This is a genomic window from Clostridium sulfidigenes (assembly GCF_000732635.1).
Classification (GTDB): domain Bacteria; phylum Bacillota; class Clostridia; order Clostridiales; family Clostridiaceae; genus Clostridium_J; species Clostridium_J sulfidigenes.
This window is the reverse complement of the sequence record NZ_JPMD01000013.1, coordinates 54360-66832: the sequence shown is the minus strand read 5'-3', so window position 1 is coordinate 66832 and position 12473 is coordinate 54360. Positions and strand designations below refer to the sequence as shown.

9 protein-coding genes and 1 pseudogene are annotated in these 12473 nt (G+C 29.4%); 7 read left to right on the top strand and 3 right to left on the bottom strand.

The window, feature by feature from the left end; translation table 11 throughout:
- Window positions 1-42: 42 nt before the first annotated feature.
- Window positions 43-3018, bottom strand: coding sequence for a DEAD/DEAH box helicase (locus IO99_RS05680; protein ID WP_035131254.1), 2976 nt, complete (start codon window positions 3016-3018; stop codon window positions 43-45).
- Window positions 3019-3238: 220 nt separating this feature from the next.
- Here IO99_RS05680 and IO99_RS05675 point away from each other — a divergent pair, with 220 nt between their 5' ends.
- The 3 genes from IO99_RS05675 to IO99_RS05665 all read left to right on the top strand — a co-directional run bounded on the left by IO99_RS05675 (window position 3239) and on the right by IO99_RS05665 (window position 5914).
- On the top strand, window positions 3239-4327 hold the full coding sequence (locus IO99_RS05675; protein ID WP_035131252.1) for a radical SAM/SPASM domain-containing protein: 1089 nt from the start codon (window positions 3239-3241) through the stop codon (window positions 4325-4327).
- Between the two features lie 38 nt (window positions 4328-4365).
- On the top strand, window positions 4366-4827 hold the full coding sequence (locus tag IO99_RS05670; RefSeq protein ID WP_035131251.1) for an 8-oxo-dGTP diphosphatase: 462 nt from the start codon (window positions 4366-4368) through the stop codon (window positions 4825-4827).
- A gap of 223 nt (window positions 4828-5050) precedes the next feature.
- Window positions 5051-5914, top strand: coding sequence for a DegV family protein (locus IO99_RS05665; protein ID WP_035131249.1), 864 nt, complete (start codon window positions 5051-5053; stop codon window positions 5912-5914).
- A gap of 178 nt (window positions 5915-6092) precedes the next feature.
- Here the strand turns inward: IO99_RS05665 and IO99_RS05660 are convergent, their stop codons facing one another.
- On the bottom strand, window positions 6093-7424 hold the full coding sequence (locus tag IO99_RS05660) for a DUF4910 domain-containing protein (RefSeq protein WP_035131247.1): 1332 nt from the start codon (window positions 7422-7424) through the stop codon (window positions 6093-6095).
- 363 nt (window positions 7425-7787) lie between these two features.
- Between IO99_RS05660 and IO99_RS05655 the strand changes: the two genes are divergently transcribed.
- From IO99_RS05655 to IO99_RS05640, 4 genes and pseudogenes are all read left to right on the top strand, one after another.
- Window positions 7788-8702, top strand: coding sequence for a hypothetical protein (locus IO99_RS05655; protein ID WP_035131245.1), 915 nt, complete (start codon window positions 7788-7790; stop codon window positions 8700-8702).
- A gap of 258 nt (window positions 8703-8960) precedes the next feature.
- Window positions 8961-9773 (top strand): glutamate 5-kinase, encoded by an 813-nt coding sequence (proB, locus tag IO99_RS05650; RefSeq protein ID WP_035131243.1) that lies wholly within the window; start codon window positions 8961-8963, stop codon window positions 9771-9773.
- Window positions 9774-9799: 26 nt separating this feature from the next.
- A pseudogene (locus tag IO99_RS05645) lies at window positions 9800-11045 on the top strand (glutamate-5-semialdehyde dehydrogenase).
- Window positions 11046-11299: 254 nt separating this feature from the next.
- Window positions 11300-11776 (top strand): hypothetical protein, encoded by a 477-nt coding sequence (locus IO99_RS05640; RefSeq protein WP_035131242.1) that lies wholly within the window; start codon window positions 11300-11302, stop codon window positions 11774-11776.
- A gap of 205 nt (window positions 11777-11981) precedes the next feature.
- Here the strand turns inward: IO99_RS05640 and IO99_RS05635 are convergent, their stop codons facing one another.
- Entirely contained in the window at window positions 11982-12452 is a 471-nt protein-coding gene (locus IO99_RS05635; protein WP_035131241.1) for a cupin domain-containing protein, read from the bottom strand.
- Between the last annotated feature and the right edge of the window lie 21 nt (window positions 12453-12473).

The following is a 12473-nucleotide window of genomic DNA, read 5'->3' as shown; positions in this document are numbered from 1 at the left end:
AGGGACTTAGCAAATTAAATTACTTTGCTAAGTCCTTTTACATTATGAAGTAATGTATTCATAAATATCTTCTCTTACAGGTGTAATTAATTGATATTTAATTTCTACAGCTGTTTTATTAGTGTTTTTCATAATGAATTGGACAGGTGTTCCTACAGCTTTAATTTTTCCAAGGAAGTAAAATTCTTTTGAAATTTTATCATCTTTATTTTTTCTCAGGAATAAGCTCATTTCAACACCAGTTTCTTCAGCTTTATAAGCTTGTACAATATCATCAGAAGTTATTGTTCTACCTGACTTTGATATAGCAATTAACTGGGATGGAGATAGAAATCTATCTTCATAGTTAATAGTATCAGTAATATCTTCAGATTTCTCATAGTTGATAAATACAGGATATGTTTTAGTGGTTTTATCAAATTTATATCCACCAATGTTAAGTGCAACTTCACCTTTTTCCCACTCAAGTAGTCTACAAACATCCTCATAGGTATATTTTTGATATAACTGAAAACTAGTATTCATATAACTTTTACTGTAGAATTTTTTATATCTTTCTATTCCAAAATAGATTAACTCCTCAACCATATATTTAAAATCCTTATTTTCAAGATGATTCTTAAAGGATTTAGAAATTCTATAATCAGAATCCCACACTTCTAAGAAGACACATTTTTCATAAGTTTTTTTACCAGTGCCAGTGAGAAATTCATTTGTAAGAACGTTAACCACATTAGTTTCAGTGGTAGCTTTAAAATCTATATTATAATCATCTTTTAGCTCTTTTTTTAGTCTGTGAATTAGATTAGTTTCATGGTTAATAGCAAGCTTAAGCATAAGCAGTTCATGAATTCTTTTACCGGAAGCTAGCTTTTTAGAGATGAATTCAATAAATAATTCTTCAGACTCATTAAGTTCTATAGCATAGTTCTTCTCATATTTTTTTAAGAATTTATAATATGAACCCAGGCTTTTATTATCAAATATTCTTAAAGGGTCAATAGATTCATAAGTATCAAAATCTGTTAAACTTGGTATTCTACCAATCTTTTGCTTAAGATTATTGTAACTTTCTTTAATTAGCTTAATATCATTAAAGTTAGCTTTATCAATGGATTCAAATATTTTCTTTTTAGATATTTCATCAAAATTAATAGTGGAGCAACCAGGTATTATTCTTGTTCCTTCCATAACATATTTTCTAATGGAATCCTTGTTAAAGGTTCTATCTCCAGATAAAGCAATGGGAATTAAAAAATTGCTGTTATAGTTTCCTATAAAATCTATAATAACAACATATTCTTTAAACTTATGTTTTCTAAGTCCTCTACCTAATTGTTGAACGAAAATTATAGCTGACTTAGTTGGCCTTAACATAACAACTTGATTAACAGCAGGAATATCTACACCTTCATTAAATATATCAACTGTGAAAATATAATCTAGAGAGTTATTTAATTCTTCTTGCTCTAAACGTTGAATTGCTGCTTCTCTTTCATCCTGAGTATTTTCTCCAGTTAAGGCTACTGTTTTATAACTGCGAGTATTAAATAAATTTGAAAGTTGAATGGCTTCCTTTTTATCACTACAGAATATTAACCCCTTTACTCTTTCACCACAATATCCATAAAAATTAATTTTATCAATGATATGATTAACTCTTTCTTCAGCTACTAAAGCTCTAAAGTCTGATTTTTCCTCTAACTCCACGCCATTAACACTAATATCAGATACACCAAAATAATGGAATGGACAAAGTAAATCTTCTTCTAAGGCCTGTTGAAGACGTATTTCATAGGCAATGTTGTAGTTAAACATTTTAAAAATATCAAAGTCATCACTTCTTTCAGGGGTGGCTGTCATGCCAAGTAAGAATTTAGGATTAAAATATTCAACAATCTTTTGATAACTATTAGCTCCTGCTTTATGAACTTCATCGATGATAATATAATCAAATTCATCTTTGCTAAAACTTTGAAGCACCTCATCCTTTGATAGTGTTTGGACTGTACAAAAGATAAAGTCTTTATTAATTTCCTTTCGGCTTCCAGAGAGAATTCCCATGCTTCGAGTATCACCAAATACATTTTGAAAGCTATTTAGACCTTGATTGGCTATTTGTTCTCTATGTACTATAAATAGAGCTTTTTTAGGATTATAATTTCTTAACTCAAAAGCAGATAGATAAGTTTTTCCAGTACCAGTAGCAGAAATTAAGAGAGCCTTATCTGCACCATTTTCCCTGAGCTTATTTAATCCTTGAATAGCAGCTACCTGCATTTTATTTGGCTTAAGCTTATATTGTGCTAGCCTTGGAATATTACTTTTTCTTGCGTATTCAATTTGCTTTTTATAAATATCTTCATAGGTTTCTATCCAATTTAAAGTTAAGTCATCAGCATCCTTCCAAAGTTCCTGAAATTCATCAATTACATTTTCAGTTAAGGAACCTGCCTCTAAAGAAGAAATTTTTAAATTCCATTCCTTATTTTTTGTTAATGCTGATTGAGTTAAATTCGAACTTCCTACAATTAATTTATAATGATCTTCATATTTAAATATATATCCTTTAGTATGAAAGTTTTCTTTGCTATATAACTTAATTTCAATATTTGAAAATTCAAGTAGCTTCCTTAATGCTTTAGGCTCACTGAAATTCAGATAATCTGTAGTTAAAATTTTACCCTTAACACCTTTTTTATTTAAGTATTTCAAGGTTTCTAGTAAGGGGGTTATGCCACTACTTGTAATAAAAGCAACGGATATAAAAAACTCTTTACATTTTGTTAATTCAGAGATTATTTCATTTAAAACTTTGCTACCTTTTGAATAGTCATTTACTATTAACTTTGGTGTTAAAGCTAAATTTGAATGGATTAAGCTATTTACTAAACCAGTTTCACTAGCTTTAATAATCTCATCTTTAATTATATTTTTATCATTTGTATCCATATCAATAGTCTTAAAGTTAATACTTACTGGTGTATTAACTATATCTGTTTTAGTTATAGTACTCATATTTACCTCACATTTAAATTATCATAGTTAAAGTGTAAATAATTTCATCAATTCTTATATTATAACATAATTATACGATATGGATTTTACTATATAATGATATAATGTATTTAAATAGAATTTATAATACCAAAAGTAAGGTGAACTGTGAATATTAAAGAATACTTGATATTGATATAAAGTAAATTAAATAAATAATTTATAGGGAGATGTCATTAAAATGGGTACAGAGTTTAGTTTAGTTAACTATTTAAATGAAGGGGTAGAAAGCATTGTAAAGGGTGCAATGAAGGCTTCTTTTCAAAATCCCAAAGAGGCAAAATTCATTATGAAATATATTTTAGAAAGCAAAAAAGCTGCTAAAAAAAGAAAAACCTTTGAAGAAAAAGGACAACATATTCCACCTTTCCTAATCTCAAGCATCACTAGTAGCTGTAATCTCTTTTGTAAAGGGTGTTATGCAAGAGCCAATAATACCTGTGGTAAAAAGTCAAATAAAGATCAAATGACAAGTGATCAATGGGAAGATATATTTAAACAGGGGAAAGAACTTGGAATTTCTTTTATATTACTAGCTGGCGGAGAACCTTTAATGAGAAAGGATGTTATAGAAAAAGCGTCTCAAATTAAAGAAATTATTTTTCCTATATTCACAAATGGGACTATCCTAGATGAAGAATATATTAAGCTATTCGATGCTAATAGAAATCTTGTGCCTGTTATTAGTATTGAAGGTGATGAGAACAAAACTGATGCTAGACGTGGTAAAGGAACCTATGAACTTCTCATAAATAAAATAGATTCACTTAAATCTAAAGGAATATTATATGGAACTTCTATAACTGTTACCACAGAAAATATCTATAATGTGGCTAGTAAAGAGTTTATAGCAGAATTATATAACAGAGGTTGCAAGTTAGTAATTTTTGTAGAATATGTACCAGTAGTTGCTTCAACTAAAGATTTAGCACCAACTGATAAAGAAAGGAACTATCTTGAAAGTGAACAAGCTCGTCTTAGAGAAATTTATGAAGATATGATTTTTATTTCTTTTCCAGGAGATGAAAAACATTCAGGAGGATGTCTTGCTGCTGGAAGAGGTTTCTTTCATATTAACACAAGTGGAGGAGTAGAGCCATGTCCATTTTCACCTTTTTCAGATACAAGTTTAAAAAATTCTAGCTTGTTAGATGCATTACAATCACCTTTATTTAAAAAATTAAGTGCAGAAGAAATGCTTCTTGGTGAACATAAGGGTGGATGTGTATTGTTTGAAAAAGAAGAAGAAGTAAAAAAGCTTTTGATATAAAACAAAAAAATATAAATTGTACTTAAGAGGTGTAATATATGGAGAATGTAGAACTAACAAATATGGTTATGATAATGGATAAAATAAATAATAAAGTTCTTGTTCAGAACCGCATTAAAGGAAATTGGACTGGCATAGCTTTTCCAGGGGGACATGTAGAAAAGGGTGAGTCTATTGTAGATTCAGCCATCAGAGAAGTTAATGAGGAAACTGGCCTAGTAGTAAATAATTTAGAAATTTGCGGTGTTAAAGATTGGTATAGGGCAGAAGATAATAAAAGGTATATGGTTTTTCTTTTTAAAACTGATTCATACCAGGGAGATTTAATAGAGCATGGTGAAGAAGGTCATGTATTTTGGCATGATATAGATAAACTTAATTTATTAAATCTTGCCCATGGATTTGATAGGATGGTTAAAATAATGTTAGAGGATAGACTTAATGAGTATTTTATTACAGAGAATCAACAAAAATCTCATTGGGAGCATATGCTAAAATAAAGATAAGTCAATTATAAGATTTAAGATTTTATGTTTCGCTTATTTTGAATGTTTCTGGATTATTGTGTGTAAAATATAAGCAATATAAGTATCTAAGTTCTTAGTAGAATTTCTGAGAATATGCGAATAAATTATTAATAGAACCTTATCTTAGAAATTTAACAAAGCTTTTTCAGTCAATTATACAAATGAAAAATGTTATGAATTTTATGGAGGTAAACTTGTGAAAAAAATAATTATTTTAGCAGAGAGCGGGGCAGATATTCCATTAGATTTAGCCACAGTACATAATATTCAGGTTATCCCCATGCACGTGATAATGGGAGACTCATCTTATTTAGATGGTTCAATACCTGTAACAGAAGTCTATGATTATTATAAAAAAACTAAAAAAATACCATCAACTTCAGCAACAAATCCAGAAGAATTTCATCTTTTATTTAAAAAAATAAAAGATGAAAATCCGGGTTGTATTATTCTTCATATTGGATATACATCTAAAGCCTCTTGTGCTTACCAAAATGCACTTATTGCTTCAGAAGGAATGGGAGATATTTATCATGTTGATTCTTTAAATGTCACTGGTGGTCAAGGAGCAATTGTTTTAAGAGCAGCTGAAATCATAGAAAAACATCCAAATATAATGATAACTAATTTAATTGAAGAAATTCAGGATTACGTGGCAAGAGCTAGGGTATCTTTTATCCCTGGTGATCTTGCATATCTGAGAGCTGGAGGGCGTGTATCCAATGCTGCATACTTGGGAGGGACTTTACTACAAATAAAACCCCTCATTGAAATTATAGATGGAAAGTTAATTTCAACACAAAAGTTTCGTGGGAAAATGGTTAGTGTTGCTGATAAGTATATGAAAGAATATATTAAGAGATACAATTTTGATAAAGAACAATTATATCTTATTTATTCTTTGGGTCTTGATGAATCTATAAAACATAACATGGAGGGAATTGCTAAAGAAGAGGGATTTAGAAAGATTATATGGATTCAAGCAGGATGTGTAATTACATCTCATAGTGGTCCAGGAGCTATTGGAATAGCAGGATTTGAAAAGGTTAGTTCTAAATAAAAATAAGGCTCTATAAAATTAATTTTTTAATTTTATAGAGCCTTACTTTATTAGAGAAAGGTATCCACTACAATTATATTTGCTTGTTCATTATTATCCATAGGAATAATAGTACATTAGAAGTATTATGTTACTTAAGTTCTTTTTTATATAAGATTTAAGATTTTATTTTTAGTTATTATTTTGAGAATCTTTCTGGATTATTACCAATTTCATTACATAAAGATGTGATTACGTTGCATGTATTAGATAAGTTTTCTTTATTGATCTTATCAGCGGTATCTTTATCCGTATGGTAGTCAACAAATGGGCCATATTCAAAATATGCCACTGGTATACCAGCTGCTTCAAAAGCTACATGATCACTTCTGTTACTTTCATCTCTTCTATTATCGTATTGGAAGTTATTCATACAACTTACTGCTAAATCTGCAGTTAAAGAATCCTTAGAGCTATCCATTGTGTAAACACATAAATTATCACCGATACCAACCATATCGGCATTTATCATTGCAATAGTATTTTGTAAATCATCACTATTTAAAGATTGAACATAATAATTTGAACCCACTAAACCTATTTCTTCAGCACCAAATGCAATAAATTTAATATTACAATCAAGGTTTTTCTTAGATAAAATCCTTGCCGATTCCATTACAGTAGAAATACCTGAAGCATTGTCATTTGCAGCTGGGGTATCTACTCCATCATAGTGAGCTCCAACTATTAAGGTTTTAGCATCTTTCTTTTTAGATTTTAATGTTGCAATAATATTTTTTGATTTACTATCTATACACTGACTATCAACCTTTAGTGTGGCTTTAAGGCCTTTTTTTGAGGTTATTATGGTTGAATTAAGATATTCTGCATCAGCTTTAGATATTGTAACAGCTGGTATTTTTGTAGGTTCAACTAGGGTAGCGGATAGAGGTTCTTCACTATTAGGATCAAAAAATATAACACCTACAGCACCCATTGCAGTAGCTCTTTCAGTTTTATTTTTAAATGTATCACCACCACGTTGAATAATAACAAGTTTATCTTTTACTTTAGCTTTTTCCAAATCAGTTTGTGTTCCCATATATCCATTAACGACTTCTGAAGTTAAGCCTTCCTTTGGAGTCTCTTTACTAAAGGTTAAAGCCTTAGATTCAACAACTTTACTTTCAGGTATATCTATTTTTACTTCTACATCATTACATTTAAATGCGGTTACAGGAAACTCTTGTTCATCAACACTAAGTCCCATGTCTTTAAACTCTTTAGAAATATATGATGCTGCATCCTTTTCTCCATCAAACCCGGTTATTCTAGCATCATCCTTTGCTGAAAGTTTCTCTATAGTGCTATATATCCTATCTTCAGAAATATCCTTTGAAAAATCTTTGAATTTTATGCTAGTTATATCACTTAAGCTAGAGGACTTGTCTTTAACACCATTACAACCCACAAGTGATGTTATAACAATTAAAGAGCAACATATACATATTATTTTTTTTATGCCTTTCAAAATTAATCCCTCCCCAAAATTATTAGTAAGTATAACCTTTGTTTAATCTTAAAATAGATAAAATTTTATACTCCTTTCATTTATAACTAAATAGTATTTGTAATGTAGTTAGTACAATTCAACATATGCTATTTGTAAATTATATGAATATATTAACACTTAATTACATTTAATTCTAGTAATAAATTAAGCACACTAACACTTTTTATGAACTTTATCTATTAAAGATTTTAATAGATAAAGTTTATCCTAAATATTAGAAATAATGTTATAATATTAGTACGATTATTAACAAAAATAAAAATAAATTATTATGAAGTGGTGGAATGAAAGAGCTATTAAATAAAGTTTGTGAGGTGTACTATGGAAAAGTTAAAGATGAGCCAATTTAAAAATATAGAGGAGCATATATTTAGTAATGGTAGAGATATTGAAAAAGTAAAATGGAATTATACTTTTAATAAGGGTAGTAAAGAGGATATAGTATCAGAACTAATAAAATATCAAAATGAGGATGGTGGTTTTGGAAAGGGATTAGAAGCTGATATGCTATTACCATCATCAACAAGTATAGCATCTACTGAGGCCATTTTTATTGCATATGATTATGACCTTAATTGTGAGGAGCCTTGGTTTGGAAATTTATTAAATTATTTTGAAAAAACCATTGAAGATACGCCATCATTCTGGGAGAAGGTTCCAAAGGAAGTTGAAAACTTTCCCCATGCACCATGGTGGATATATGCTCCAGATACAAAATTTACTCCTAACCCTTGTGCTGTTGTTGCCTCAGCTTTTATCAAGTATGGTAATGCTGTTCAAAAGGAGATAGGTAATAAAATTGCAGCTAGATGTATAGAGTTTTTAAATAGTAATGAAGAGTGTTCTGACCATGATTGTTATTGCTTACAAAGACTATTTATAGTTTTAAAAGAACTAAATTCAAACTTAATTAGTGATGTAACTATAAGGTCTATGGAAAGAAGAATATTAGACTGTCTTTGTATAGATGAGACTAAATGGATGGAATATGTATCACAACCTTTAGATTTAGTAACTTCACCTGAGTCGCAATGGTATAAGTTAGTTGAAGCTTTTATAGAAAAGAATTTTTCTTTTTGGATTAATACATTGAAGGAAGAAGGTTTTTGGCAACCTAATTTTTCTTGGGGAGTAGATATTGAAGTAGCTAGAAATGTTACTAAAATTTGGACTTGCTACATAGCTGTGAAAAGAGCCAGGATTTTCAAAGATTTTGGGCTAATAAATCTATATTAATTTTAAATTAATATGTAAATAAATTTTGAATTTAATGTTGGTGTCTCGCCTCCACCATAAAACCCACGACAATACAGCAATGTATTGTGGTGGGTTATTTCATGTACAGGATATATTCTTAGGTTTGCTATGCATTGGAAGTTATTTCTAATAAATTGTAGAGTGAGGTAGTATTAATAAACTTATATTTTTATGATAATATTATTACAAGCTTATTAAAAGATAAAATTAATGAAGGAAACTTAAGAGGAGATAAAAATGAAATATCGTGAAAATATTAAAAATTCAAGAAGAATAATTATAAAAATTGGTACTTCAACCTTAACCTATGACAATGGAAACATAAACTTAAGAAGAATTGAAAAAATAGCCATGTCAATATCTGATTTAATAAATAGTGGGAAAGAAATAATCCTTGTAACATCTGGATCTATAGGTGTTGGAGTAAGTAAAATGAACTTAAAGGAAAGGCCAAAAACTATTAGAGAAAAGCAGGCAGCTGCATCTGTGGGACAAGTAGCACTTATGAATATTTATAGCAAACTATTTGGAGAATATGGCTATTCAGTAGGTCAAATACTTTTAACAAGAGACATTATAGAATGTGAAAGAAGTAGAAATAATGTTGCAAATACTTTTGAAACTTTGCTAGAGTGCGGAATAATTCCAATAGTAAATGAAAATGATAGTGTATCTATAGATGAAATTGAAAATATATCTAGATTTGGAGATAATGACAATCTAGCAGCAATAGTTTCTACTATTGTGGATGCAAATCTTTTAATAATACTATCAGATATTGATGGTTTCTATGACTCTAATCCAAGAACAAATAAGGATGCAAATCTTATAAAAGAAGTGAAATATATAACGGAAGAAGTACTAAATTTTGCAGAAGGTGCTGGAAGTAATTTAGGTACAGGTGGAATGGAAACTAAAATACATGCAGCAAAGCTTGTAACTGATAATGGTACAAATATGATATTAGCAAATGGAAAAGACCCAAGTAAACTTATTGATATATTAAATGGAGACGATGTAGGAACTTTATTTCTGAGAAAAGAAAGATAATCAAAATATGAAGGGAGTAATTTTAGATGGAAGAATTAATTTTAAAAGGGAAAAAAGTAAAAGAAGCTGCGTACATATTATCAAATATTTCAACAAATGAAAAAAATAAAGCTTTAAATGAAATGGCAAAAGCATTATTAGAGAATGCTAGTGAAATAATAGCAGCAAATAAAATTGATATAGAAAATGCAAAAAATAAGGGAACATCAGAAGCAATAGTAGATAGATTGCTTTTAAATGAAGACAGAATCAAAGGGATGAGTGGAGGTTTAACACAAGTAGCAGGACTAGAAGACCCTGTAGGTGAAGTAAGTTCAATAATAACTAGACCAAATGGACTACAGATAGGGAAAAAAAGGGTACCTCTAGGAGTAATAGGAATAATATACGAGGCAAGACCAAATGTTACTTGTGATGCAGTAGGGCTATGTTTAAAATCAGGTAATGCAACAATACTAAGAGGTGGAAGTGAAGCTATAAACTCTAACAAAAAAATAGTACAGATATTAAAAAAAAGCCTTAGAAAAAACTAAGTTACCAGTAGATTGTATTCAATTAATAGAAGATACAAGTAGAGAAACTGTTAAAAATATGATGAAGTTAAATGAATATATAGATGTGTTAATACCAAGAGGAGGCGCTGGACTAATAAAATCAGTAGTAGAAAATGCTACAATACCAGTAATAGAAACTGGAACAGGGAACTGCCATGTTTATGTTGATAAAAATAGTGACTTAGAAATGGCAAAACAAATAGTTATAAATGCAAAAACTACTAGACCAGCAGTTTGCAACTCTGAGGAAAAATTACTTGTTCATGAAGATATAGCAAAAGAATTTATTCCAGTAATAGTTGACGAATTAAGACAAAGAAAAGTAGAAGTTAGAGGAGACAAAAAATCTATAGAAATAGTAAATGACATAATACTAGCAAATGAAGAAGACTATTATAAAGAATATTTAGATTATATAATTTGTATAAAGGTAGTAAAAGATATAGATGAAGCTATAACTCATATAAATAAATATGGCTCAGGACACTCTGAAGCTATAGTAACAAATGATTATCAAAATGCTCAAAAATTTCATCAACAAGTAGATGCAGCAGCAGTTTATGTGAATGCTTCTACTAGATTTACTGATGGAGAGGAATTCGGATTTGGAGCAGAAATAGGTATAAGCACTCAAAAGCTACATGCAAGAGGTCCCATGGGACTTAAAGAGCTTACCACTAATAAGTATATAATATTTGGAAATGGTCAAATAAGATAATAACTAAGGAGTTACTCAAAATGATTAAAGGTATTTTGAGTAACTCCTTTTGTCATGTTTATTTTGTTTAGTAAGGACTCGGAAGATAATCTGAATATATTTATATATAGATTCAAATAATATAAATATGTTATTTAGAATAGGAAAGGTGTAGAAGGTAGCAATTCCATATATTGCTTACTTTATACTATTAAAAAATTTATTTATGATATACAAATAGCAATTTACTTACCTTGAGTAAGAGGAGTGATAACATGAACAATGATTTAAGGATAGATATCTTTTTGGATGAAACAAATACTCCATTTGCACCATATTTTAGCTCGGATGATTTACACCTAAGCTCTGATTTGGAAGAGTTTATTTTATCAAAGCTACTGAATTGCAAAAGAAGAGAAGTTGATATATTTATTAAAGGTGAAAATAATTATCATGATAAGTTGTTGAAGACAGCTATAGTAAATACCTTTTCAAACCGAGTGGAAGAAAATGAATATATCTATGGTAGAAATAATATGAAGGCTATTATTTTGTACGCATTTGGCATCATTATTGGTTTGATAGGCTTGAGCCTTTCAAGCAGATATGCTTATTTCGCAGGTATATTAAGTATAGTGTGTTGGGTATTTATCTGGTCAGGCACAGAAGTTTATTTTTTTGAAAACCGACAAATAAAATCAGATATAAGGAAGTACCAGAATATTATTAATGCAAATGTGCATAAAAAATAGACATAATGAATGGCCAATTCTACATAGATTAAAAATATTAATAAGGGCATTGAATAAAATAAAAAGATTATATGGTGGATTATAAATACTACATTTCATCTCCACCATTAAAATGTGGCTGTCGCACTAATTTTTTAGTTCGACAACCCCATTTTTTTATCCATGATATATTAAATAAATATTTAGCTAATATCAGGAAGAAGGTTTATCTAGTTAACTTTTTTATTATATCTTCTAGATTTGGATACATATTTAAAAGGTCTCTTCTCTCAAATAATTCAAAATCATCAAAAGTAAAGGCAGGGGCAACCATACATCCAACTAAAGCAAATCCATCATTATTCATAGAAGAACCAAATATATACCCCTTAGGAACTAAAACTTGTGGAACCTCTCCTTTTTCTACATCTAATCCTAATTGCTTAGTTATAAGCTTACCCTCTGGTGTGATCATATATATAGTCAGAGGTTGCCCATCGTGGTAATACCACATTTCATCAGAAGTTAATCTGTGAAAATGAGACACCTCTCCTGTTTCAAGCAAGAAATATATGCTACTAAATAATTTTTTATCTTCTCTAAAGAAATCTTCTGATAATACTGATTGTTTGAAGTATCCTCCTTCCACATGGGGTGTCATGTCTAATTTTTCTATATAATATTGTGCTGATTTCATGCTGTACCTCCTAAGTATAAT